Origin of the sequence: Streptomyces sp. NPDC048523 (genome assembly GCF_043199815.1) — a bacterium.
GTDB lineage: Bacteria > Actinomycetota > Actinomycetes > Streptomycetales > Streptomycetaceae > Streptomyces.
Map to the genome: position 1 here is coordinate 139,183 of NZ_JBICWQ010000005.1, position 22,668 is coordinate 161,850.

Annotated in this window: 23 protein-coding genes, 1 tRNA gene and 1 pseudogene; 19 read left to right on the plus strand and 6 right to left on the minus strand. The window is 69.8% G+C overall.

The window, feature by feature from the left end; all coding sequences use genetic code 11:
* Positions 1-436 precede the first annotated feature (436 nt).
* Positions 437-565: pseudogene (locus ACGFWE_RS26185) on the plus strand (cell division protein DivIVA); the annotation flags it as partial.
* A gap of 87 nt (positions 566-652) precedes the next feature.
* Here ACGFWE_RS26185 and ACGFWE_RS26190 read toward each other — a convergent pair.
* The gene (locus ACGFWE_RS26190; RefSeq protein ID WP_393602143.1) at positions 653-1,324 is read right to left on the minus strand and encodes an AAA family ATPase; all 672 of its coding nucleotides are present in this window, start codon (positions 1,322-1,324) and stop codon (positions 653-655) included.
* On the minus strand, positions 1,321-2,079 hold the full coding sequence (locus ACGFWE_RS26195) for a GntR family transcriptional regulator (protein ID WP_393602145.1): 759 nt from the start codon (positions 2,077-2,079) through the stop codon (positions 1,321-1,323). Before ACGFWE_RS26195 ends, ACGFWE_RS26190 begins: the two co-directional genes overlap by 4 nt.
* A 773-nt stretch (positions 2,080-2,852) precedes the next feature.
* On the opposite strand from ACGFWE_RS26195, the gene ACGFWE_RS26200 reads away from it, so the two are divergent.
* From ACGFWE_RS26200 to ACGFWE_RS26260, 13 genes are all read left to right on the plus strand, one after another.
* Entirely contained in the window at positions 2,853-3,116 is a 264-nt protein-coding gene (locus tag ACGFWE_RS26200; protein ID WP_393602147.1) for a DUF6284 family protein, read from the plus strand.
* On the plus strand, positions 3,113-3,403 hold the full coding sequence (locus tag ACGFWE_RS26205) for a DUF6303 family protein (RefSeq protein ID WP_393602149.1): 291 nt from the start codon (positions 3,113-3,115) through the stop codon (positions 3,401-3,403). The genes ACGFWE_RS26200 and ACGFWE_RS26205 overlap by 4 nt, the downstream gene beginning before the upstream one ends.
* Positions 3,400-4,407, plus strand: a complete 1,008-nt coding sequence (locus tag ACGFWE_RS26210; protein WP_393602151.1) for a DUF2637 domain-containing protein — start codon at positions 3,400-3,402, stop codon at positions 4,405-4,407. The genes ACGFWE_RS26205 and ACGFWE_RS26210 overlap by 4 nt, the downstream gene beginning before the upstream one ends.
* The gene (locus tag ACGFWE_RS26215; RefSeq protein WP_393602153.1) at positions 4,407-4,787 is read left to right on the plus strand and encodes an RRQRL motif-containing zinc-binding protein; all 381 of its coding nucleotides are present in this window, start codon (positions 4,407-4,409) and stop codon (positions 4,785-4,787) included. The genes ACGFWE_RS26210 and ACGFWE_RS26215 overlap by 1 nt, the downstream gene beginning before the upstream one ends.
* A gap of 28 nt (positions 4,788-4,815) precedes the next feature.
* Positions 4,816-5,301 (plus strand): hypothetical protein, encoded by a 486-nt coding sequence (locus ACGFWE_RS26220; protein ID WP_393602155.1) that lies wholly within the window; start codon positions 4,816-4,818, stop codon positions 5,299-5,301.
* Positions 5,302-5,318: 17 nt separating this feature from the next.
* Complete coding sequence (gene traA / locus ACGFWE_RS26225; protein WP_393602157.1) at positions 5,319-5,864, plus strand: plasmid transfer protein TraA; 546 nt, start codon at positions 5,319-5,321, stop codon at positions 5,862-5,864.
* Positions 5,865-5,936: 72 nt separating this feature from the next.
* Positions 5,937-7,937 (plus strand): plasmid transfer protein TraB, encoded by a 2,001-nt coding sequence (gene traB, locus ACGFWE_RS26230; RefSeq protein ID WP_393602772.1) that lies wholly within the window; start codon positions 5,937-5,939, stop codon positions 7,935-7,937.
* Between the two features lie 168 nt (positions 7,938-8,105).
* Complete coding sequence (locus tag ACGFWE_RS26235; RefSeq protein WP_393602159.1) at positions 8,106-8,555, plus strand: hypothetical protein; 450 nt, start codon at positions 8,106-8,108, stop codon at positions 8,553-8,555.
* A gap of 88 nt (positions 8,556-8,643) precedes the next feature.
* Positions 8,644-9,558, plus strand: coding sequence for a bifunctional DNA primase/polymerase (locus tag ACGFWE_RS26240; protein ID WP_393602161.1), 915 nt, complete (start codon positions 8,644-8,646; stop codon positions 9,556-9,558).
* Positions 9,555-9,908 carry a hypothetical protein gene (locus ACGFWE_RS26245; RefSeq protein WP_393602163.1) on the plus strand — a complete coding sequence of 118 codons (354 nt, stop codon included), beginning with the start codon at positions 9,555-9,557 and terminating at the stop codon, positions 9,906-9,908. The genes ACGFWE_RS26240 and ACGFWE_RS26245 overlap by 4 nt, the downstream gene beginning before the upstream one ends.
* Complete coding sequence (locus tag ACGFWE_RS26250) at positions 9,905-11,053, plus strand: DUF3631 domain-containing protein (protein WP_393602165.1); 1,149 nt, start codon at positions 9,905-9,907, stop codon at positions 11,051-11,053. Before ACGFWE_RS26245 ends, ACGFWE_RS26250 begins: the two co-directional genes overlap by 4 nt.
* A gap of 190 nt (positions 11,054-11,243) precedes the next feature.
* Positions 11,244-11,435 carry an AlpA family transcriptional regulator gene (locus tag ACGFWE_RS26255; RefSeq protein WP_306979077.1) on the plus strand — a complete coding sequence of 64 codons (192 nt, stop codon included), beginning with the start codon at positions 11,244-11,246 and terminating at the stop codon, positions 11,433-11,435.
* A 59-nt stretch (positions 11,436-11,494) separates the two neighbouring features.
* Entirely contained in the window at positions 11,495-12,904 is a 1,410-nt protein-coding gene (locus ACGFWE_RS26260; RefSeq protein ID WP_393602167.1) for a tyrosine-type recombinase/integrase, read from the plus strand.
* A gap of 136 nt (positions 12,905-13,040) precedes the next feature.
* Here ACGFWE_RS26260 and ACGFWE_RS26265 read toward each other — a convergent pair.
* Both ACGFWE_RS26265 and ACGFWE_RS26270 read right to left on the minus strand, forming a co-directional pair.
* Positions 13,041-13,125: transfer RNA gene (locus ACGFWE_RS26265), tRNA-Ser, on the minus strand.
* Between the two features lie 62 nt (positions 13,126-13,187).
* On the minus strand, positions 13,188-14,663 hold the full coding sequence (locus tag ACGFWE_RS26270; protein ID WP_393602169.1) for a S1C family serine protease: 1,476 nt from the start codon (positions 14,661-14,663) through the stop codon (positions 13,188-13,190).
* A 258-nt stretch (positions 14,664-14,921) separates the two neighbouring features.
* Here ACGFWE_RS26270 and ACGFWE_RS26275 point away from each other — a divergent pair, with 258 nt between their 5' ends.
* From ACGFWE_RS26275 to ACGFWE_RS26285, 3 genes are all read left to right on the plus strand, one after another.
* The gene (locus tag ACGFWE_RS26275) at positions 14,922-15,749 is read left to right on the plus strand and encodes a glycerophosphodiester phosphodiesterase (RefSeq protein ID WP_352391389.1); all 828 of its coding nucleotides are present in this window, start codon (positions 14,922-14,924) and stop codon (positions 15,747-15,749) included.
* A 58-nt stretch (positions 15,750-15,807) separates the two neighbouring features.
* Complete coding sequence (locus ACGFWE_RS26280; protein ID WP_352391390.1) at positions 15,808-16,443, plus strand: ATP-binding protein; 636 nt, start codon at positions 15,808-15,810, stop codon at positions 16,441-16,443.
* A 123-nt stretch (positions 16,444-16,566) separates the two neighbouring features.
* The gene (locus tag ACGFWE_RS26285) at positions 16,567-17,556 is read left to right on the plus strand and encodes a DUF5926 family protein (protein ID WP_352391391.1); all 990 of its coding nucleotides are present in this window, start codon (positions 16,567-16,569) and stop codon (positions 17,554-17,556) included.
* 244 nt (positions 17,557-17,800) lie between these two features.
* Here the strand turns inward: ACGFWE_RS26285 and ACGFWE_RS26290 are convergent, their stop codons facing one another.
* Together ACGFWE_RS26290 and ACGFWE_RS26295 are read right to left on the minus strand one after the other, a co-directional pair.
* The gene (locus ACGFWE_RS26290) at positions 17,801-18,433 is read right to left on the minus strand and encodes a hypothetical protein (protein WP_393602172.1); all 633 of its coding nucleotides are present in this window, start codon (positions 18,431-18,433) and stop codon (positions 17,801-17,803) included.
* A gap of 56 nt (positions 18,434-18,489) precedes the next feature.
* Complete coding sequence (locus ACGFWE_RS26295; protein WP_352391393.1) at positions 18,490-19,155, minus strand: bifunctional DNA primase/polymerase; 666 nt, start codon at positions 19,153-19,155, stop codon at positions 18,490-18,492.
* A 449-nt stretch (positions 19,156-19,604) separates the two neighbouring features.
* On the opposite strand from ACGFWE_RS26295, the gene ACGFWE_RS26300 reads away from it, so the two are divergent.
* Together ACGFWE_RS26300 and ACGFWE_RS26305 are read left to right on the plus strand one after the other, a co-directional pair.
* Entirely contained in the window at positions 19,605-21,116 is a 1,512-nt protein-coding gene (locus ACGFWE_RS26300) for a PP2C family protein-serine/threonine phosphatase (protein ID WP_393602174.1), read from the plus strand.
* 82 nt (positions 21,117-21,198) lie between these two features.
* Positions 21,199-22,668 (plus strand): aminopeptidase P family protein, encoded by a 1,470-nt coding sequence (locus ACGFWE_RS26305; protein ID WP_352391394.1) that lies wholly within the window; start codon positions 21,199-21,201, stop codon positions 22,666-22,668.

Consider the following 22,668-nt stretch of genomic DNA (forward strand, 5'->3'; position numbering starts at 1 on the left):
CTTGACGACCCAATTGGAGCGAGCAGAGCGTGACAGGGATAAGTACCAGCAGATAGCGGACTTTGCAGCTCGAAGGCTCAGCTTCCTGGAACAGGAACTGAATCGCAGTGCTTCTCGTGAATTCTCGGAGTATTCGACTTCCTTTGAAGCCCTGGACGTGGCCGACGACGACGCAACAACAAACCATATTGATAACGCCATGGCGCAGCTCCATGCCCACCTAAATCACGAGTCTCGGGTGATGCAAGAATCCGCCGACGCGATCGGCTGGAACCCCATGTTCGCTGCCGAAGGAGGCCGCGTCACAGACCGCGACGACTCCGCAGCGCGCATTCTTTCATTGGCGCAACAGACTGCGGACAAGCACCTAGAGGATGTAGCAACCGAAGCTGACCTCATCATTGCAGAGGCTCGCAGAAAAGCTGAGGCCGAGGAGGGGGCCCGGGGGCAGCGCGTTCTTTCACTAGCGCAGCAGACCGCAGACCAGGCAATAGCCGAAGCCAGGGTCGAAGCGAATCGAATTGTGCAAAAAGCCCAAAAGAAAGCGGAGGAGATTAGAAACGATACTATTCGCGACATTCCACCGCCGCGCGAAGATTGATTCCGATCGCCCGTCACACGGGGGCTTTCCAGTTCACGCAGGACCTTGACTTCACATCCCATCCAGGGCCGCAATCACGCCTGCAGTGTCGCCCTCGTAGAGGAGGTGCGGTTCGTCTGCACGCGGAGGGATGAACCGGGCCCGGTAGCGCTGTAGGTCGCTCTCGGAAAAGTAGATCGAATTCGGATCGTCGGCGTGGAACTCGTTGCGCTTGTTGACCCTTGACCAGAGTTCGTCATGGCTTGCTTCAAGGTAGACGAGCAGCGGAGTGGCGCCGACGTCGGTCGCGATGGTGCGCCACCGGGCCCGGTCCTCGGGAGTCCAGAAGCCGTGATCGACTACGACGTCCCGCCCCGCCTGAAGCAGTTCGCGTAGTTCAACCGCCACGTCCTCGAGGACCGGCCGTTCGAGGGTGGGGAAGGTACCTCGCGGGAAGTCCACCCCGTACACGCCGTGCCGGCGGTACATCTCCTCGTCCGGGCACAGGCGCACGAACCCGCGATCGGTGAGAACTCGGGAAAGTGTGGTCTTGCCGGAGCCGGGGAGTCCGGCCATGAGGACACAGAACGGCGAACGTGTGGTCATGGGTCTCGTGAGGGTCTGGGAAATCGTGAGGATTTCCAGTTCGGCTTCAGGTGCGAGCGTGCCGGTACGGCGAGCGGCGAGCAGGACGCCCATTCGATCTTCAAGCACGTTCAAAAGCGTGTCATCCAAGGTCGTCACGGGGAAACCTCCGATTCCGTCCGCCAGGTACGACCCGGGCCACCGAGGTCAACGCCGTATTCCACGACGTTGTTCTCGCTGTCGATGAACTTCGCGGTCATCACGACAACGGGTTCTGTCGGCGGGTTGTCCGGATCCAACTCCAAGAGCCGCGTGTCTTCCGCTGTCAGTAGGCGCGCTGAGGCGGTGTCGATCCGATGACTGATCGGGAGGCCGGTCGTCTCAGCGATGAGCTGGAGTGAGGTACCTCCGGTCAATCGCTCACTCTTCGCCAACTGCGGGATCAGCTTCCCGTACCTAGCCGGGATCCAAGACGTACTGTGCGCCACGATGCCGTGTCGGTCCCGGTAGACCCGGCTACGACAAATCACGTCGGAGCGAGGCTCGATACCCAGAGCCTGCGCCACTTCCACAGGCGCAGGGACCACGTCAGCCTTGTGCGAGTCGGACCGTTCGCCGGACCCCCAACTCGAACCAGTACGGCGGCCCCGGTCCTGACGCTGAGATCCCGACGACATCGGACCCGGCTGATCCAGGACTTCCGTTCCGATCCCGTGGATGCCTCGGACCATGCCTTCGTTGCGCAGCTTGCGCAACGCCTTCTCTGCCGTTGCCGTGCTCACGCTCCACTCTTCCGACAGGTTCTTGATGCTCGGCAGGAGCGTTCCCGGCTGTAGCCGGCCGGACGTGATCAGCTCCGCGTAGTGGGCGGCAATCTTCGCGTACGGCGCCCGGTTGTCGGCCTGACCGGCCATTTCGCGTGCTCCCTCGTCTCGGTTCCCTGAGGTTCCCTAGCTTACCGCTTGACACCGCAGGGAACCCTAGGGAACCTTAGGGATGTGCCCGCCGGTCGGAACGACGATCGGAAGCCACTGCACCTTGATGCGCCTGCGCTCCATGGCGGCGCAGCCCGGAGGAAAGCCCGCAGGGGTCAGTACGAAGGCAGCGATTGTTGGTTGAGTATTCAATAGAGATTCAACTCTGACGGGGTACGAGCCCCGTCCCCCGAACGGCCGGGGTGATGGCCGTTGGCAGCCACTTAGTGGCAGGTGAACGTGTCCTGCCCTGTGTGTCAGCTCTGGAGAACACTCGCGCGGATCATCCCTTCCTTACGGGAGGTCAGCCGCACGTGGTGCCACCTGCCGCACGCTGCCCTGCTGGCGTCAGAGCAGTGACGATGACGCGCCCGATTTCCCGGCTCGGGGCCGGTTCGCTGTGGCAACGGCGTACCGGTGAAAGCCGTGTCCCTGCGATCTGCGGGACGTCGGGATGGGCCGACGACATACCGAGGCGCCGCCGCGACGGACCGGCCGGCGGCGCCCCTGCTCTTTCCGGTCCGTCCTGGCTTCGCAGCGCTGGACGCTGCGGCCGGCTGCCTCTCCCGCCCGTACCTCGTTCCGCCTTGCGGCCGGGGGACGGGCGGGAGCGCGGGGAGCCGGATCTTCCGACTTCAACGGCGCGCGGCTCCCGGGGTGCCACCCGGGAGCCGCTGTTCGGGCCGTTCACCTTCTGAGAGGAACACGACCCAATGGACCACATCGTGACTGTTCAGGATGCTGTTACCGCGTTCGCCGACTGGAACGAGCCGACGGATGCGGAGCTGGACGCGATTGACCGCGAGATGCCGGTCATCCTCGCGGACATCGACCTGCTCGACGCGCACATCGCCACCCTCGACCGCACGCCGACCGAGCTGGACCAGCGGCGTATCCGCCGGGCCCGCCGCCGGGCACTGGCCGCGCGGGTGGAACTGATCAACCACACGGTCACCGCCTCGGGGGTCGGGGCGTGACGGACCTGACGTTGACGGCGCAGATGTCCGTGTTCAAGGGCCAGTGGCGCCTGTACGTGGTGCTGCTGAACACCACCGACCCGTGGCCGGAGTTCGGCTTCGACCGGCCGCTTCCGGTGCCGACGTTCACGGAGCGTACGGACGCGCTCAGCGTCCTCGGGTTCGAACCGGTACCGGGCGCTGCGTGGCGGTGGACCGAGGACAGCGACGACCCCGACAACCCCGCCTCGTCGGTCGTGCTGATCGCCGCGACGCAGGTGCGTTCACGGGAGGGGTGGGGAGCGTGAACGCCGTTCAGATCCGTTCAGCCGAGCGTGCGCTGTCAGTTGGCATGTGGCTGATCGTGGCGGGCGCGATGCTGTATTCGATCCTCACCGTCACCCCCCTCGCCGCCGCCCACACCCCCGACAAGTGGAAGTGGACCGCCCCGATCCTGCCGTTGGTGGTGGATGCCGCGGTGGTCATCGTGGTCCGCCTGGATGCGGTGCTGGCCCGGCTCGGGGGACACGGCGGGCGGTGGCCGGTCGTGCTGCGGTGGATGACCGGCTGCATGACCCTCGCCCTCAACGTCGCCGATTCCGCCCTGCACAACGACCTGGTCGGGGTAGCCGTGCACGCGGTCGCACCACTGCTGCTGATCGTCACAGCGGAAACCGGGCTCGCCTACCGGCGGGCAATCGCCGCCGCCGTGACCGAGCTGGAGACACGCCAGCAGGCGCAGCGCGAAGCCCGCGAGCGGGCGATTGCCGAGCGGCGGGAAACGGCCGCGCGGCTCGCCCGTGAGGAGCGCGAGCATGCCGCTCTGCTGGCGCGTGAACAGCGTGAACACGAAGCCCGCCTGATCCGCGAACAAGCCGAACGCGAGGAGCGGGCCCGCCGCGAAGAACGCGAGCGGGCCGAAGCCCGTGAGCAGGCTGAGCGGGAGGCGCATGAACGCGCTGAGCGCGAGCGTGAACAGCAGGAGCGCGAGCGTGAACGCCGTGAACGCGAGGCCGCGGAGCGTGCCGAGCAGGAGCGGGCCGCACAGGCGGAGGGTGAACGCCGTGAACAGGCTGAGCGGCAGGCGCGTGCCGAGCGTGAACGCGCCGCCCTGCTGGCCGCCGGGCCCGCAGTGGAGAAGCTCCCCGAGGACCGTGCCCGTTCGACCGTGCAGGCCGCGTTCGAGGTCGGACTTCCGGTGCGATCGGCTGCCGAGCTGTGCGGCTGGTCGGTGGGGTGGGTGTCCACCCGCTACCAGGAATTCCGGGACGCCGGCCACCCCGCGTTCGAGGCTGACGGGGCGGTGCTCTGATGCCGACCGCCTACGCGAAGTGCTTCGACCCCAACGGGGCCCGCTTCGGCATACCGACCTACCCGTGGCGCATGGCCCCCGCCGGCTACGCCACCCGCCGCCAGCTGCGAGCGAAGGGCTTACGGCCCGGCGGACAGCCGATCGCCGCACAGGTCATGGTCCTCAACCGCCACCACGGCGCCCGCGTCGCCTTCCTCTACCGCGAGGACCTGGCCCTGCCGGTCCGCCCGATGACCTCCCGCAAGTGGGGCGCCCTCGCGCTGGCGATGCTCGCCCGCCGCACGTGCCCGCGCTGCCGGCTGGACGTCGGCTACTGCATTCCCACCTCGCACGGCATCTGCGGCCTGTGCCTGGTCGCCGAAGAACAGCGCGCCGCCTGAACACCCCTACTGTCCTGGGAGTTTCGCTGTGTCCAGCCGTACCCGCACCCGCACCGCGGGTGTCCACACCGTTCGCATCCCGCACCAGCGCGGGCGCCGCTCGCAGCCGTTCCTGATCGTCGTCCCCGACCGCCCCTCGCTGACCCGCGAGGCGTTCGGCTTCCTCGGGCGGGTGCTGTGGCGCTTCCGCGCCGCACTCGCCCCCACCGGCCTCGCCCTGCTCGCCCTCGTCGTCACCGCCCTCCTGCACGAGTTGGGCTGGTGGTCCGGGCTGGTCCTCGCCCCGCTCGCCGTGGCGCCGGCGGTCTGGTTCGCCGTCATGCAGCGCCGCCGCCCCGGCCACGGTTCCACCCTCGCCTGGCGCATCGGACTGTCTGCGCTCGCCACGCTCACCGGCACGTGGGCGGCGCTGGCCGCCGCCTTCGGCCCGCTGGCCGGCCCGCTCGGGCTGATCTGGCTTATCGCCCTGATCGTCGCGCAGTCCGCCTGGCTCATCGTCCGCCGCACCCACTGAGCTAAGGAGAACCCCTGATGGCGCGTAACAACAGCGGCCGGCCTGCGAGCGGTCCGGTCAACGATCCCAAGACCAGTAAGTTCGCTAATGCAGGCGCCGCTGCCGGAGGTCTGATCGGCGCGATGGGTAGTTCGTTCGTCCCTCCGATCAACGTCACGGTCAACAACAACCGCACCACCGCCACAGCTTTCGGCAGCCGCGGACATATGGAAGCTCTGCTGCCCGCCCCGGAGTTCAACTCTCCGGCGCAGGTTCGCAACTACTGCAATTCGTTGCGAGCGGCGGGGGTGACCCTGTCCATCGAGGTGGCCATGGCTGCCGAGATCCTCAACGGAATCCTCGCCGCGGTACCGGACCCAGAAGGTAAGGCCTTCGGCTCCCGCATCCGCGCCAAAAAGGTGTCCTGGAAGCTTCAGCGATCCGCGAGCGCGCTGCGGGACGCCGCGAAGAACGCTGCGGCCTGCTACGCGACCTTCCAGCAGCAGTACGAGGAAGAGATCAACCGGGTGCGTCACCGTGCCCGCAAGCCTGCCCAGCCGGTCATGAACTGGGCTCAGCAGTAAGGAGGTTGAGTCATGGCTCAGCAGTGGACTGACCAGGACGGCCGGCGTTACCCGCTCGCCGTTTCCGCCGGCATGAATGAGGGTTCGGGCGGCACGGTACGGGCGTACCTGCTGAACCGGGCCAAGCCGCACCTGCCGCCGTGGCTCGGCTGGGCCGGCACCGGTGTGACCGGGGCGTTGGGGCACTGGCAGTGGGGCGAGAGCGCCGCCGCCGGCGTCGGGCTGACCCTTGCCTCGGTGGCGCTGACCGGCGCGACCTGGTGGGCGGGCAAGTCGACCAGCAACCAGCGGCGCCTGCACGCAACCGTCACCGCGGCCGCCGGCTCCGCCTGGGTCACGGCTGCCTGCCTCGCGGGCCCCACGGCCGGGCCGATCGACGACCTGTTCCTCATGGGCGGGCCCGCCGTGGCGCTGACGTGGAACGTGCGCACGGTCCTGCGCCACAACCCCGACGGAGCGCCGGCCAGTTCGGACGGGGGCCTGCTGGAAAAGGTCGGGTTGGCGCGGGCACAGATCGGAGCGGCGAAGGTGGAACCGAACCGGGTCACCGCGCCGATCGCCCTTCAGGCGGGCGAGCAGACCAACGACGACGTCGCCAAGGCCCTGGTGCGGATCGCGTCCGCGCTGGATCTGCCGACGTCCGCCGTGCGCTACACGCCCGACCCCGGCTCCGTCCGGCGCGGCGAGCTGGTCATCGTCCCCGAGGACATGCTGTCCGAAGAAGTCCAGTGGGAGGGCCCCTCCAACCTCGGGGGTTCGATCGCCGACCCTCTGGTCATCGGCCGTTACGACGACGGCTCCGCGCTCGTCATGTGGCTGCCGGGTGACCCGGACGCGGGCCGCAACTCCACTCATGGCCTGATCGCGGGCCAGTCCGGGTCCGGCAAGGGTGATGCCGCCCTGAACCTGCTCACGGAGGTCCTCTCCCGCCGTGACGTCATCGTGTGGTTCTCCGACCCCAAGGCGTTTCAGGACTTCGCCCCGCTCCGGGCCGGTCTGGACTGGGACGCTGAGGGCGGCAGCCAGACGGAAATCATGGTGGCGGCCGTTGAGGCGGTCATCCCCGCCCGCACCCGCTGGCTCGGGACCCACGGCTACCGGCAGTGGGTGCCCGCGGCAGCCGAACCGCAGAACGACCCCGAGCACTCCTGCCGCCAGGACGGCCGGGCCTGCGGCTGCGAGGGCATGCCGTTCCTGGTCGCCTGGTTCGAGGAAGCCGCCAACACCCTGCGCAACCTCGGGGACGACGCCTTCACCGGCATCGCGCAGGAGGCCCGCTCCGCCGGGGTCTCGCTGATCGTGTCGCTTCAGCGCCCCTCCTACGACCAGATGTCCACCTCCACCCGCGCCTCCCTCCCGTCCGTGATCGCACTCGGCTGTGACCCGCGCGACGAAGGGTTCGCGTTGCCGGAGACGGTCATCGACGCCGGCGCGCACCCCGGAGCGTGGGGCAACCGGCGCCCCGGCTACTGCTACGTCGTCTCCCCCGGAATCGACGAAGCCCGCTACCCCTCCCCGGGCCGCACCCGCCGCTTCACCACCCGCGCGGTGCCCGTCATGGAGCAACTGGCCGCGTGGGCGCAGCACAACGGCGCCACCGCCGACCCCATCACCGCCGGCGCCGCCTCGTCGGTGGCCGGCCGCGCCTACACCGGCCGCACCACCGACGACACCGACACGGCGCCGCGGCCGGTCGGGCTGCGGGCCGTCCCCGAGGAGGACGACATGGAACACGGCGGCCTGCTCGTCGACCCCGAGGACGCCGATATCGACCCCGAGGCCGACCTCCCCGAGGCGGAGGAGGGCGATGACGCGCCGATCTTCGGGCAGGAAGCCGGGCGCAAGCCGTCCCCTGAGGAGGCGCGGCGGCTGTTCGCTCAGGCGCTTGAGGAGTTCGAGGACGCCGGTCAGATGGTCGTCGGGCCGAAGGACTTCACCGACTGGTGCGACCGGCACGGCCTGTCCCGCTCCTGGGTCTCCCTGCGGCTCAAGGAGGCCGCGCAGGACGGGCGCCTGGACGCGACGAACACCACCGGTCGGTGGCGGATCGTTCCTGCCCTCACGGCCGCCTGACATCCGTAACGCGTTACGCCTGCCTAACACCCAAACCCCTAGGCAGGCGCACGTGTTACCCGCCTTAACAGGGGCCGATCACACCCCTCACACCGTCACGTAACACCCGCTCGCGGGCCCGCCTCACACCCTGTGGCGCGGGCCCGCTCCCGTCCCACAGGAGTCCGCATGGCTCACCTCGAACGGCCCGCGGCCGTCGAAGTCCACCACCCCATTCCGATCACCGTGCACCAGCCCGCCACGCCCCTCGTGCCGGTCCAGCCGAACCCGGCATCCGCGGTGCAGTCGATCCTGCTGCCCAACGGCCGGGTCGTCACCGGCTACCCCCTCGCCCCCGCGCCGGCCCCTGCGCCGCTCGCTCCGCGGCCGGCCGTCTCGCGCACCGCGGTGAACATCGCACTCGGAGGCATCGGTTTCGGCGCGGTGTGCGGCGGACTGGTCCTGCTCACCTCGTTCATCGCCGCTCTCACCGCGTTCATCACCCAGCTCATCACCCTCGCCGCGGTCATCTTCGGCGGCTGGATCGCCGTACAGATCTTCGGCACCGGTCGCCACAGCGGCGGAACCACGGTCAACATCCGCAAAGCCGTCATCAAGCGCAGCCACTTCCACGGCTAGCTACGCCAAGGGCGGCCCCCACATCTCGCCAAAGAACCGGGGCCGCCCTTGTCAGCCAGTCACCATCAAGGAACTGGAGACAACCAGCATGACCCATGACGCCCGGTCCGCGCTGCTGTGCGCGGCACTGGAAGCCGCTGCACGCGGCTGGCACGTCTTCCCCCTCCGGCCCGGCACCAAGCGCCCCGCCCTGCACGGCGAAGCCGCCTGCCCCCGCACCGGAGTCTGCGTGAGCGGTCACCGCAAGTGGGAACAGCGCGCCACCACCGACCCCGACCGCATCCGCGCCACCTGGCATCGAGCCCCATACAACGTCGGCATCGCCACCGGCCCCTCCGGGCTGGTCGTCGTCGACCTCGACATGCCCAAGAACAACAGCCACAAGGGCAGTTCGGACGCGCCTAGCGGCGCCACGACCTTTGCAGCGCTCTGCGAGCGCGCCGGCCACCCCGTCCCCGACACCCACCGCACCCGGACCGCAAGCGGCGGACAGCACCTCTACCTCGACGCTCCGGACGGCATCCGCCTGCCCAACACAGCAGGCACGCTCGGGGAGCTGGTGGACACCCGCGCGTGGGGCGGCTACGTCGTCGCCGCGGGCAGCATCACCCCCGCCGGACGGTACGAGACCATCGGCGCCTCCCGCGTTGTGGCCCCGCTGCCTGCGTGGCTGGTGGCGTTGCTCGAACCCGTTCCCCTGCGGCCGGCCGCGCCGATCCGGCTGCCCGCGGTCAGCGGCAGCCGCGCGGCGCTGGCCGCGCTGGAAGCCGAGTGCGCCACGGTCTCCGCCGCGCCGGAGTCGCAGCGCAACATCACCCTCAACCGCTGCGCCTTCAAGGTGGGGCGCTTCGTCGCATGGGGTGACATCCCCCGCCACGTGGTGGAGGAGGCCTTCCAAGCGGCGGGAGAGGGGCGCGGACTCACCGCTGCGGAGTGCCGCTCCACCATCCGCAGCGCCCTCGACAGCTCCCTCCACAAAGCCCGCGCCCGGGAGGCGGCATGACCGCCCCACCTCGCCTCCCTTTGGAAGGCCAACCCGCCACCGTGACCGGCCCGCGCGCCGCTGAACCGGGCCCGCCCCGGGCGGCCGTAGGCGCCCGAAGGGTCGTCGCCGCAGGCGTCCCTTCAGCTCTTCGCCCTGCCCCGCAGGCCGGAGACGGCCGCTACATCGTCGGGTTGCTGCGCATCACCGCCCCGCGCGGCGCCGTGCCCACCGCCACCTCTACGTGCATGTGCGGCCGTGACCGCAGCGCCGTAGGCCGCGGCAAGGTGCTCGCCCTGATCACCGACCACGAAGCCCACCGCGACCTCTGCCCGCTCCGGAGCTCCCAGGAAGGGAGGGCCGCCGCATGACCGACACCATCGACGGGGCCGCACTGCTCAACGAGGTGGAAGCCTTCCACCGCCGCTTCAACGTCTTCCCCACCGAAGCCGCCTACGTAGCGGTCACGCTGTGGGACGCACACGCGCACCTGCTGGACGCGTTCGATTCCACCCCTCGTCTGGCGTTCCTCTCCCCGGAGCCGGGATCGGGCAAGTCGCGGGCGCTGGAAGTCGTCGAAAGCCTCGTGCCGCGCGCCATGGCGGCCGTGGACGCGTCCGCCGCCGCACTGTTCCGCTCCGTGTCCGGGGTCGATGGCGGCCGCCCCACGATCCTGTTTGACGAGATCGACACCATCTTCGGGCCCAAAGCCGGAGAGAACGAGCAACTCCGGGGATTCATCAACGCCGGCCACACCCGCGGCCGGGTGATGTACCGATGCGTCGGAGATGGCGCCAACCAGCAGGTACAGGGCTTCCCTTCGTACTGCGCTGTTGCCGTTGCCGGACTCGGCTCGCTGCCCGACACGATCATGACCCGGTCCGTCATCGTCCGCATGCGCCGCCGGGCCCGCAACGAGTTCGTCGAACAGTGGCGCACCCGCATCAACGTCCGCGAGGGCAACCAGCTCCGCGACCACCTCGCTAAGTGGACCGAGTCGGTACAGGAGCAGGTCACCGACGCGTTCCCGGAGATGCCCGAAGGGGTCGCCGACCGGCCGGCGGACGTATGGGAACCCCTGATCGCGATCGCCGATGCGGCCGGAGGTGACTGGCCGCGCAGGGCGCGGGAAGCCTGCGTGGCCATGGTCAAGGCATCACAGGTCAACGACAAGGGCAGCATCGGCATCCGCCTGCTCACCGACCTCCGCGACCACGTGATGATCGGCATCGATCGCCTGCCCACCGTCGCCATCCTCGACCGGCTCAACGCCCTCGATGACGCCCCATGGGCCGACTTCAACGGCAAGCCCCTCGACTCCCGGCGGCTGTCCCGGATGCTCTCCGACTACGTCACCGCCGATGGCGACCCCGTGGCCTCCCGCAACATCAAGACTGGCGGGAGCGTCCTGAAGGGCTACTACGCCAGCGATCTGCACGACGCCTGGCAGCGCTACTGCCCCCCGCCCCCGGAAAGTCCGCTACTCCCGCTACCCGGGACCGAAAGCACGGACTGACCAGCAAAAACCCGGTAGCGGGTACCGCCACGGCGACCCGCTACCGGCCCCGCGCTATCCGCTACCGCTACCCCCATCCGCTACCCCCGACAGGCCGCTGACCTGCACGGAAGCGGAAGTAGCGGAGGTAGCGGACTTCCCAGGAGGGGCTGAACAGCCCCGCCATGACACTTCGGTGAGGAGTCGCACCATGGCCCGCCCCAAGATGCTCAAGCTCCGTGAAGTCCTCGAAGAGATCGACATGAGCCGCGCCGCCTTCTACCGCATGCGTGCCCGGGGCCAGGCCCCCCGTCTCCAGAAGCTCCCCAACGGCCAACTCCGGGTCAGTCGCAGCGACCTCGATGCCTGGTGGGAGCGCTGCGGGGACCGCGCTGCCGCCTGAGCTACCGCCTGCACAGCCCGCCCCGCACTCCGGGGCGGGCTCTTTCTATCTGGAGAGACATGCTCTCGTACGACGTTGTCGTGTGGTCCATCCGTCGGCGCTCTGGACGGCCCAAGCCGTGGGAGCTCCGGTGGCGGGTTGGTTCACAGCCGCATTCCAAGAGCTACAAGCTCAAGCCACAGGCTGATGGACGCCGTTCCGAACTCATGGCCGCGCTGCGGGAAGGGCAGCAGTTCGACGAGGAAACCGGGCTTCCGGCAAAGGAGTTGGCCGCCCTCGCCATGCCGACGTGGTACGAGCACGCTAAGGCGTATGCCCTGATGAAGTGGCCTGGCGCGGCTGCAAAGCACCGCGCCGGCATCGCGGAATCCCTCGCTGTCGTCACCCCCGCGTTCATGAGTACGAAGCAGGGAATCCCCCAACCCAAGGTGTTGCGGGCCGCCTTGTACCAGTGGGCTTTCCGAGCCGTGCAGCGGGACAACGGCGAATACGTGCTGCGCTGCGACGCAGAGGACGCCCCTCCGGAGATCCGGGAGGCTCTGGATTGGGTCGCCGCGCACTCCTTCAAGGTCGACGAAGCAGCACGACCGGAGCACGTCCGCGCGGCGCTCACGGCCCTCTCCAAGCTGCTGAATGGGAAGCCTGCGGCGGAGAACACCTTCAACCGCAAGCGCATGGTGCTGAGCAACGCCTTCCGGTACGCCGTTGAGGAGCGCGCCCTACTGCCCCGGCATCCGTTCCTCGCGGTCGACTGGGCTGTCTCCACCACTTCGGATGAAGTCGACTTTCGGTACGTCCCTGGTCCTCGGCTCGCCCGTGACTTGCTCGCCGCGGTGGCCAACCTGGGGACTCGGGGCGAACACCTGGAAGCGTTCTTCGGGGCGATCTACTACGCAGCCACACGCCCTGGCGAAGCGGTGGCTCTGCGAGAGCAGGACTTCGAACTGCCACCGGAGACCGAGCCCAATGCATGGGGCGAGATGCTGCTTTCGGAGAGCCATCCGGAGGTAGGTGCGGGATGGACCGACAGCGGCAAGTCACACGACCAGCGAGGCCTGAAACACCGCGCCCGGAAGACCGTGCGAGCCGTACCGATCCCTCCCGTGTACGTGCGGATGGTTCGCTCGCACATCGCACAGTTCGGGGCTGCCCCTGACGGCCGACTGTTCCGGGCAGCACGCGGCGGACGAGTCGCATCAACTGAGTACTGCGACATCTGGGCAGAGGCGCGGAAAGCCGTTTTGACCCCACATGAAGTCAAGACGGCGCTAGCCGAAGTGCCGTACTCCCTGCGCCATGCCGGCATCTCACTCTGGATCAAGTCGGGAGTGGACCCGGTGGAGGTCGCTCACAGGGCCGGCCACAGCCTCACCGTGCTCTACCGCTTCTACGCCAAGATCCTCAAAGGTGGTTCGGCCCGCGCCAACAGCCTCATCGAGCTGGGGCTACAGGCCGAGGACGAACGCTGATCCTGGCCCACGTATGGCCCACACACACTGGTCAGAGGCGGTACAGACCCGATTCGGGGTGAGACAGGGTGAGCAGAGAGGGCGTGCCCCCGAAGCGGGAGCACGCCCTCTGACCTGCTACTTCTCTGACCTGCTGCGGTGGGTGTGGGATTTGAACCCACGGTGACTCGCGCCACGACGGTTTTCAAGACCGTTCCCTTAGGCCGCTCGGGCAACCCACCCCGCGCCGTCGGTGATCGTGGCGCGGGGACCAGAGTAACGGGTCCAGGGCGGGCGGGTGGGGTCAGCTGTCGCCGGTGCGGGAGCCCAGGGTGAGATCGACCGTGTGGGTCTGGCCGTCGCGCTCGTAGGTGATCTTGACCTTGTCGCCGGGCTTGTGGGTCCAGATCTCGCCGATCAGGGTGGGGCCGGAGTCGATGACGTGGTCGTCCAGCTTGGTGATGACGTCGCCGGGCTTGAGGCCGGCCTTCGCGGCGGGGCCGCCCGCCTCTACCGGGGCGGAGCCACCGGCACCCTCGGTGGTGATCTTCGCGCCGCCCGAGGAGTCCTCCAGGGAGACGGACGCGCCGATCTTGGCGTAGACCGGCTTGCCGGTCTGGATCAGCTGCTGGGCGACGTACTTGGCCTGGTTGATCGGGATGGCGAAGCCGAGGCCGATCGAGCCGGACTGGCTGGTGCCGCCGAGGCCGCCGCCGCTGGTGGACTGGATCGCGGAGTTGATGCCGATCACGTTGCCGTGCGCGTCCAGGAGGGGGCCGCCCGAGTTGCCCGGGTTGATCGACGCGTCCGTCTGCAGCGCGCTCATGTAGGAGGCGTTGCTGCCGCTGCCGTCGCTGGAGGCCACCGGGCGGTTCTTCGCGCTGATGATGCCCGTCGTCACGGTGTTCGACAGACCGAAGGGGGCGCCGATCGCGATGGTGGAGTCGCCGACCGCCACCTGGTCGGAGTTGCCCAGGGTGAGCGGATTGAGGTCGCCCGGCGCGTTCTTGAGCTTGATGACCGCCACGTCGTAGCCCTGCGCGTGGCCGACCACCTCGGCGTTGTACTTCTTGCCGTTCGGGAAGGTGGCGGTCAGCTTGCCGCCGTCGACCGCGTCGGCGACCACGTGGTTGTTGGTGACGATGTGGCCCTGCTTGTCGAAGACGAACCCGGTTCCGGTGCCGCCCTCGCCGCTGGTGGACTCCGCCTCGATGGTGACCGTGCTGGGCAGGGCCCTTTGCACCACGCCCGCGACGGTGCCGGCGTCACGCTTGACGCTGCCGCCGCTGTCGGAGGCGGAGAGGGTCGTGGAGGAGCCGTTGTCGTTGTTCTTGGCCAGGGTGTAGCCGAGACCGCCACCGAGGCCGCCCGCGACCAGCGCGGCCACCAGGATCGCGGCGACGAGACCACCGCGGCCGCTCTTCGGCTTCGGCGCGGGCTGCTGGTAGCCCTCACCCCAGACACCCGTCGGACCGGCACCGCCCGCACCGCCGTCGGCGTACGACGGGGTGCCCGGAGCCTGCGGCGGCTGCGGGGGCGGCCAGGCGCCCTCGGGACCGCCCGCGCCACCGTGCGGCTGCCCCTCCGCCGAGGCGTACGCCGGAGCCGCTCCCGCGTGCACGAGTTCCGGGTCCTGGCCACCGACGGAGGTGTGCTGCGGGGCCTGGGGGGAGGCGCCCGCGTCGGAGGCCTGGTGTGCCGAAGCCGCGGGAGCGTCCACCGGCACGGGGGGTGCGGACGGGGCGGGGGGTACCGCGGTGCCCTCGTTCTCGGTGCTCACAGCTTCTCTCCTCGGTCCACGGCTGTCGATTGTCGGTCGCACTCGGTCACGCCCGGCCAGGCCGCATTCGTGTCCGGCGTGCGTCAGCTGTGCATGTCCTTTTGTATGCCGTCAGCTTTTCCCACAGGCCGTCAGGGCACCATAAGCGGTCCCTGTGGGTCTGCGGCTGCTCTTTATATAGGCCATGCAAGACAAATGAGGCGCAATCCATATGCCTCCGTTCGCACGCGTACCCCCGTGCGGTGGCACCATGACGCGGTGACCCACGCACGGCAACAGCTGACTCAAGTCGTCGCCCACCGCGGAGCCTCGGAAGACGCTCCCGAGCACACGCTCGCCGCCTACCGGAAGGCGATCGAGGACGGGGCGGACGCCCTCGAATGCGATGTACGCCTCACGGCCGACGGTCATCTCGTGTGCGTCCACGACCGACGGGTCAACCGTACGTCCAACGGCCGCGGCGCGGTCTCCGCCCTGGAGCTCGCCGACCTCGCCGCCCTCGACTTCGGCTCACGCAGGACCCGGGAGTTCTGGCGCACCCGGGACGAGGAGCCGGACTGGGTGTACCGCCCCGAGGACCGCGAGGACACCTCCGTGCTCACCCTGGAGCGGCTGCTCGAACTCGTCGCCGACGCGGGACGGCGGGTGGAGATGGCCATCGAGACCAAGCACCCGACGCGCTGGGCGGGCCAGGTCGAGGAGCGGCTGCTCGAGCTGTTGAAGCGGTTCGGCCTGGACGCCCCCGCCTCGGCCGCCGAGTCGCCGATCAGGGTCATGAGTTTCTCGGCCCGGTCGCTGCACCGCGTGCGTGCCGCCTCGCCGAACCTGCCGACGGTCTATCTGCTCCAGTTCGTCTCACCGCGACTGCGGGACGGCCGGCTTCCGGCGGGGGTGCGGATCGCGGGGCCCTCGATCCGGATCGTGCGCAATCACCCCGGGTACATCGAGCGCCTGAAGCGGGCGGGCCACCAGGTGCACGTGTGGACCGTGAACGAGCCCGAGGACGTGGACCTCTGCGTCGAGCTGGGCGTCGACGCCATCATCACCAACCGCCCGCGCGCGGTGCTCGACCAGCTGGGCCGCTGACGTCCTCTCCGTCACAGGGTGTGCCCCGGCGCGTTCGGTGCGTGTTCGACCGTGACGAATGCGTCGGCGGAAGGTGACTGGCCGGTTTCCGGTACAGGCCAATGGGGCATCCACACCGTGGCGTGGGGCGAAGGAGGTCTCGGGGGTGGCGTTTGTGGTGGCACAGGAGGTGCCGACGTCGTCGAGCATGGCCGTACCCCATGGCCCTGCGGGCGTGGGGGAAGCGAGACACCGTATGCGCGTGCAGCTGCGCAGGGGTGGCGTGGCGGATTCGGTCATCGACGACGCCGTACTGATTCTTTCCGAACTCTTGAGCAACGCGTGCAAGCACGGCCGGCCGCTGGGCGACGCCCTGGCCGGGGACGGTGACGTCCGCGCCGCCTGGCGGGTGGACGGCACCGGCAGGCTCACCGTCGAGGTGACGGACGGCGGTGGGCCCACCCGCCCGGCTCCGGCCACGCCCTCGGTCACCGCACACGGCGGCCGCGGGCTCAACATCATCACCGCGCTGGCCGACGACTGGGGCGTCAGGGACGACGCCCGGGGCGAGGTCACGGTCTGGGTGATCGTCCGCTCGGACGTTCACGATCCGGACACCGGGTGCCGCCGCGCCGACTTCGCGACCCGTGTCGTGGCCCCGTCGGTCGCGATACCCGACCTGGACTTCTCGGACGCGTTCGACGATCTCGGCTGAGGCGTCCCGGACGGAGCGTCCGCGAGGGACACCCGGTGGTTGTCCACAGGCTCCCGTCGGCCACGTCGCGAGCGGCTAGGCTCGCGCCCGTACGAGACGAGCCGTAACCGGGAGACAGCCACGATGGCCAAGAAGCGACCCCAGACGAAGGCCAAGCGCCCGCAGAGCACGGACGGCGCCCACGCCGTCGGCGCTGATGGTCGGATTCCGGTCGTCGGCGCCCGCGAACCCTGCCCGTGCGGAAGCGGCCGCCGCTACAAGGCCTGCCACGGCCGGGCCGCCGCGCAGGCCGCGACCGAGCTGGTGCACCGCCCGTTCGAGGGCCTGGCCGGCGAGGGCGACTGGGTGGCCCTGCGCGAGCTGGTCCCCGCCGCCACGGTCGAACTGACCCTCAGGAGCGGCCTGCCCGAGGGCGTCCCGTCGGTCACGCTGGCCACCGTCCTGCCGATGGCCTGGCCCGCCCTGCGCCGCGACGACGGCTCGGTCCTGCTCGGTCTGCAGAACGACACGGCGTCCGGCGACATCAGCCGCGATCTCGCCGACACCCTCCAGCGCGCGCTCACGGCGGCCCCCGGCACCCCGGTCGAGGGCCGGCGCGCTCCCGCCGACGGTCCGCGACTGCAGGACCTGCTCGATCCCGAAGGCGCGTTCGAGCCAGTTGTGCACGAGGGCTTCGAGTTCTGGGTCCCGGACGCGGAGAACGCCACGCCCGAGGTGACCGCCTCCCTGGAGCGGGCCAACGCCGCGGCCATCCCGACCGTCCGGCTGACCGGAGTCGACGCCGCCTACTGGTGCGAGACCCCGGACAAGAACCACCTGCGCTGGGTGATGCCGCATCCCGAGGAGCAACTTCTGGACGCGCTCGCGCGCCTGCACGCGGCCGGGAGGTCGAGCCTCGGCGAGGGCACCCGGCTCGTCGGTTCCTTCCGTGCCCACGGCCTCACCGTCCCGGTCTGGGACCTGCCGAGCGGGGTCACCGCGGAGGACATCGAGAAGCCGGCCGCCGAGTTCGCCGAGCGCCTCGCGGGCGCTCTGGCCACGGACGCACCGCTGACGGCCGACGAGCGCCGCGCCCGTGGCGGCCTCACCAACCGCCAGGTCACGCTGAGTTGACGGAACCGGTGCGGCTGACCGGCCGGTCAGTCGCACCGAACCCTCACGGAACCACCGACTCCGTTCACAACTTCCCTCAGGAGAAGGTGAATCGGTGTCCGAATCAGCCAGGGAGCGCCGCGGTCGAATTTGCGAACGGGCGATCTCTTGTTACGGTTCCAGTAGCCCGGTTGCTGGTGCATCCCCCGTCGCCAGCAACCGGGTCTCTCTGTGCCCGGGCCGCTTTACGGAACGTCGTCGGGCGTCAACTTCCCGTGTTTTCCCCGGAGTTGCTCCCGGCCCGCAGCAGCAGGGGTCCGCTGCCCCGCCGGGCGAACTCCGCGACCGCCGTGTAGTCGGCCGGCGCCCCCCGGGTGTGCTGCCGTGGCGTCTCACAGCTGTCCGGCTCGTCCCCGGCGCCGACCGCGCAGTGCAACTGCACAGTGCGTCCGCCGGGCCCCATGAAGCTGAGCGCGGCGTCCAGCGCGGCGCCGGTCGCGTTGCGGTAGTAGGTCCGCGCCCAGGTCTCCTCGCCCTGCGTGAGCACACAGGTCTGCGCCTCGATGCCGTCGGCGGAGGTCAGTTCGGGCCCGCAGCGCGCGGCGGTGGCCAGTCCCACGCCGAGCAGCAGCGGGGAACGGCCGGGGGCGGCGAGGGGCGCCTTGTGGTCATCGGCCGCGGAAGGCCGTACCCCGGAGGGCTCGGCGGAAGGCCGTACGGCGGGATGTGCCGCGGAGGAGCGCACGAGATCGCGTACGACCGTGCGGCCGCCGTCGCCCACCTGTCCCGCGGAGGCCACGGCCAGGGGCAGCACGACGGCGCACACCACGACTCCCGACAGAGCGAGCAGACGAACCCATCGGGGGTCTGGGGGTCGTCCCCCGGAATGACGCAGCATGGAGCGGACGATAACGACCGATCACGGGCACCCGGTTCAGCCCGCGCCCGACACCCCTACAACTCGGGTGCGCTCACACCCGTACGAGTGAGGGCCTCGACCACGGCGTCCACCACGGCCTCGACATCGGGGACCCAGGGGGAGGCCGAGCCGGGGAGCGGGGCCCGTTGCCAGGTGATGTCGCCGTGCCCGGTCTCGGACGGGGGCAGGGCGAGGTAACCGCCCTCGCCGTGGAAGCGGAGGGAGCCCGGGACGTGATCCTGGGCGTACAGCAGTTCGCCCAGCTGCTCCAGGGAGTACGGCTTGACCAGGATCGCCCAGCGGGTCGGCGCCGCGATCACCGGGCCGAGGCGCATGCCCTGGGCGTCGAGGGCGGCCAGGGCGCGGGCGGCCGGGAGGGCCGGCAGGCTGACCGCGCAGGGGGCGCTGCCACCGGTGGCCAGGATGATCGGCGCGGCCGGGCGGTTGGTCCACCACCAGCGCACCATGCGCTCGTCCGTGGTGGCCGCGAGCAGGCCCGGCTCGAAGGGGTGGGCACCCGGGACCGTGCACTCCGGGTCGGGACATCCGCAGCGGGCCCGGCCCTCCGGGTCCGGTGCCACACCCGGGAGTACCGGCCACTGCCATTCCTTGGCGAAGGTCAGGGCCGCGCTGAACAATTCAGGCCTTCCGTCGCTGCGCTGGGACAGGAGCCTGCGTCGCCTTCCGAGGATCTCGCGCATGAGCGCTCGTTCCTTTCCGTTGCACCGCTGGCAACACCGAGGACCACATCACACCATGTGTCGATCACTTCACTGTGCGTACCTGTTGGCGCATCACACCCTTGTCCGAGACAAGGGGAACCCCATACTGCGTATCAAAAGCATGGGCGTGGCGGGGGGTGGCGAAGTCTGGCGTTTGCCGTCCCGCGTATTTCTCTCCGCCTCCGCCACGGGAGGATGGGGCACGATCGTCGGTGGCTAAGACGCCCGGGTCGGTCACCAGGTTCCGGGTGACGGTCCACCACCCCTGGTCCTTACCGAGTACGTACCCATCACGACCGCTGTGACGCTCTGTGGAGCAAGGCCAGTCGACCTCAATACACCGTAACCCGAAGCAGTTTTAAGCCAACTTTGCCCATCGACCCACCCTCCACCAGTTGCTCACGGACACCAGTAATCCCAGCAGGACAATGCTGGACATCTCCTTACGAGTGCGTGTACATGTGGAGACACTGCTAGCGGCGCAGAATGACATGGGGGTTTGCGATGCTTTTGAGCAATACGCACCGGTCGGAAAGCCGGACACCATGAACGCCCCTCACCCTTCGAAAGTGGCTGGAATCGATTCAACGGTTCCCGCACCGGCACACACTGTCGCGCCCGCGCCTGCCGCCCCGGGTACCCCAGCGGTCCCCGTACCGAACGCACCCGGTGCCCTCCTCCAGGACCGGCTCGCCGGCTGGGTCTCCGATCTGACGACCCTGCACGAACTCACCGAACGCCTGGTCCGCACGGACGCCCTGTCCGAAGCCCTCCAGGAACTGCTGCGCGCCGGCGCCGCCCTGGTGGGAGCCCGGCGCGGGCTCGTCGTCCTCGAACCGGACGACCGTCTGGGCCCCGACACCACCATCGGCCTCGGACTCGCCCGCGCCGACCTCGGACACATCGAGACCGTGCCGCGCAGCGCCATGTCGTACGGCCGCATCCTCGACGGACTGCCCGGCGGCGACGGCGAGATCGCCCAGCCCGACCTGCTCGCCGAGGACGGCCTCGACCCGCGCCACCGCGAGGTGGCCGCCCGCCTCGGCTACGCGGCCTGCTACGCGCTCCCCCTGTCCACCGACGACGCCGGCCGCCTCGGTGCCGCCGTGTGGCTCTACGACGAACCCGCCGAACCCTCCGAGCGCCGCCGCCACCTAGTCGGCCTGTACGTCCGCTACGCCACCGAGCACCTGGCCCGGCTCCTGGAAGTCGAGCGCACGCGCGCGTCCATGGCGACGATGGCCGAGGAGCTGCTGCCGTCCCGGCTCCCCCGCGTCGCCGGCGTCCGGCTCGCCGCCCGGCACCGCACCGGCCCGCGCGGCGGCGGCGACTGGTACGACGCACTGCCGCTGCCGGACGCGGCACTCGGCCTCGCGGTCGGTTCGGTGACCGGCAGCGGCCCGAGCGCGATCGCCGCGATGGGACGCCTGAGAGCCTCCCTCAGGGCGTACGCCGTGATGGAGGGCGAGGACCCGGTCGCGGTCCTGTCCGACCTGGAGCTGCTGCTGCGGCTGACCGAGCCAGCCCGCAGTGCCACCGCCCTGTTCGCCTACTGCGAGCCCGCGCTGCGCAAGATCACGCTGGCCGGTGCCGGGCACTGTCCGCCGCTGCTGATCGGCGATCGGCGCACCGAGTTCGTGGAGACCTCCGTGTCCGCGCCGCTGGGCATGCTCACCTGCTGGGAGGCGCCGAGCGTCGAGCTGTGCGCCGAACCGGGAGAGACGGTTCTGCTGTACACCGACGGGCTGCTGCACCGCACCGGCGACCCCACCGACCGCGCCTTCGCCCGCCTGCACGCGGCGGCGGCCGGGGTGCCGAGGGCACTGCGCGCCGACCCCGACGCCGTCGCCGACCATGTGCTGCGGGCCGTGCTGCCGGACGGCCTGGACCGGGCGGACTCCGAGGAGGACGTCGTCCTGCTCGCGGCTCACTTCGAGTAGCAGGTGGTAACAGGTCTTCCGGCCCTGGGCCCCCTTCCGTACGACCGTACGATGGACGGGGTCCAGTGCCGTTTCAAGGAGGATGACCGTGGCCGACGAACTCACCCCGGAGAGCAACCCGGAAGAGTCGGAAGAGCCGATCAAGAAGCGTAAGAACGGCCTGTACCCGGGGGTCTCCGACGAGTTGGCCGAGAGCATGAAGTCCGGCTGGGCCGACACGGAACTGCACGACCTGGAGCCGATCGCGCAGGCCGCCGAGACCGCGGCCCGCCGTGCGGCGCTCTCCGCGCGCTTCCCGGGCGACCGGCTGGTGATCCCCGCGGGCAATCTGAAGACCCGCTCCAACGACACCGAGTACCCCTTCCGGGCCTCCGTCGAGTACGCCTACCTCACGGGCAACCAGACCGAGGACGGCGTGCTCGTCCTGGAGCCGGCCTCCTCCGGTGGTCACACCGCCACGCTCTACCTCCTGCCGCGTTCCGACCGCGAGAACGGTGAGTTCTGGCTCTCCGGTCAGGGCGAGCTGTGGGTCGGGCGGCGGCACTCGCTCACCGAGTCGGAGAAGCTGTACGGCGTCCCCGTGTCCGATGTGCGTGAGCTGGCGGACGCGCTGCGCGAGGCCACCGGCCCGGTGCGGGTCGTCCGCGGCTACGACGCCGGCATCGAGGCCGCGCTGGCCGACAAGGTCACCGCCGAGCGGGACGAGGAGCTGCGGGTCTTCCTGTCCGAGGCGCGGCTCGTCAAGGACGCCTTCGAGATCGGGGAGCTCCAGAAGGCCGTCGACTCGACGGTGCGGGGCTTCGAGGACGTGGTGAAGGTCCTCGACAAGGCCGAGGCCACCTCCGAGCGGTACATCGAGGGCACGTTCTTCCTCCGCGCGCGCGTCGAGGGCAACGACGTCGGCTACGGCACGATCGCCGCGGCCGGGCCGCACGCCTGCACGCTGCACTGGGTGCGCAACGACGGACCCGTGCGCTCCGGTGATCTCCTGCTCCTCGACGCGGGCGTCGAGACGCACACGTACTACACCGCCGACGTGACGCGGACCCTGCCGGTCAACGGCCGTTTCAGCGCTGTGCAGAAGAAGATCTACGACGCGGTGTACGACGCCCAGGAGGCCGGGATCGCGGCCGTGAAGCCCGGTGCGAAGTACCGGGACTTCCACGACGCGGCCCAGCGGGTGCTCACCGAGCGTCTCGTGGAGTGGGGGCTGGTCGAGGGGCCGGTGGAGCGGGTGCTGGAGCTGGGGCTCCAGCGGCGCTGGACGCTGCACGGGACTGGGCACATGCTGGGCATGGACGTCCACGACTGCGCCGCCGCGCGCGTGGAGTCGTATGTGGACGGGGTCCTCGAGGCCGGGATGGTGCTGACCGTCGAGCCCGGGCTGTACTTCCAGGCCGACGATCTGACCGTGCCCGAGGAGTACCGGGGCATCGGGGTGCGGATCGAGGACGACATCCTGGTGACGGACGGGGGGAACCGGAACCTCTCGGACGGCCTTCCCCGGCGGTCCGACGAGGTCGAGGCCTGGATGGCTTCCCTGAAGGGGTGA

Excerpts from the sequence above, each read along its gene's own strand:
- ACGFWE_RS26280 (WP_352391390.1), top strand. The coding sequence starts at position 15,808 with ATGCGTCGGCGGAAGGTGACTGGCCGGTTTCCGGTACAGGCCAATGGG.
- ACGFWE_RS26300 (WP_393602174.1), top strand. The coding sequence starts at position 19,605 with ATGCTGGACATCTCCTTACGAGTGCGTGTACATGTGGAGACACTGCTA.
- ACGFWE_RS26215 (WP_393602153.1), top strand. The coding sequence starts at position 4,407 with ATGCCGACCGCCTACGCGAAGTGCTTCGACCCCAACGGGGCCCGCTTC.
- ACGFWE_RS26235 (WP_393602159.1), top strand. The coding sequence starts at position 8,106 with ATGGCTCACCTCGAACGGCCCGCGGCCGTCGAAGTCCACCACCCCATT.
- ACGFWE_RS26290 (WP_393602172.1), bottom strand. The coding sequence starts at position 18,433 with ATGCTGCGTCATTCCGGGGGACGACCCCCAGACCCCCGATGGGTTCGT.
- ACGFWE_RS26195 (WP_393602145.1), bottom strand. The coding sequence starts at position 2,079 with ATGGCCGGTCAGGCCGACAACCGGGCGCCGTACGCGAAGATTGCCGCC.
- ACGFWE_RS26285 (WP_352391391.1), top strand. The coding sequence starts at position 16,567 with ATGGCCAAGAAGCGACCCCAGACGAAGGCCAAGCGCCCGCAGAGCACG.
- traB (WP_393602772.1), top strand. The coding sequence starts at position 5,937 with ATGAATGAGGGTTCGGGCGGCACGGTACGGGCGTACCTGCTGAACCGG.
- ACGFWE_RS26250 (WP_393602165.1), top strand. The coding sequence starts at position 9,905 with ATGACCGACACCATCGACGGGGCCGCACTGCTCAACGAGGTGGAAGCC.
- ACGFWE_RS26305 (WP_352391394.1), top strand. The coding sequence starts at position 21,199 with ATGACCGTGGCCGACGAACTCACCCCGGAGAGCAACCCGGAAGAGTCG.
- ACGFWE_RS26200 (WP_393602147.1), top strand. The coding sequence starts at position 2,853 with ATGGACCACATCGTGACTGTTCAGGATGCTGTTACCGCGTTCGCCGAC.
- ACGFWE_RS26245 (WP_393602163.1), top strand. The coding sequence starts at position 9,555 with ATGACCGCCCCACCTCGCCTCCCTTTGGAAGGCCAACCCGCCACCGTG.
- ACGFWE_RS26260 (WP_393602167.1), top strand. The coding sequence starts at position 11,495 with ATGCTCTCGTACGACGTTGTCGTGTGGTCCATCCGTCGGCGCTCTGGA.
- ACGFWE_RS26255 (WP_306979077.1), top strand. The coding sequence starts at position 11,244 with ATGGCCCGCCCCAAGATGCTCAAGCTCCGTGAAGTCCTCGAAGAGATC.
- ACGFWE_RS26295 (WP_352391393.1), bottom strand. The coding sequence starts at position 19,155 with ATGCGCGAGATCCTCGGAAGGCGACGCAGGCTCCTGTCCCAGCGCAGC.
- ACGFWE_RS26240 (WP_393602161.1), top strand. The coding sequence starts at position 8,644 with ATGACCCATGACGCCCGGTCCGCGCTGCTGTGCGCGGCACTGGAAGCC.
- traA (WP_393602157.1), top strand. The coding sequence starts at position 5,319 with ATGGCGCGTAACAACAGCGGCCGGCCTGCGAGCGGTCCGGTCAACGAT.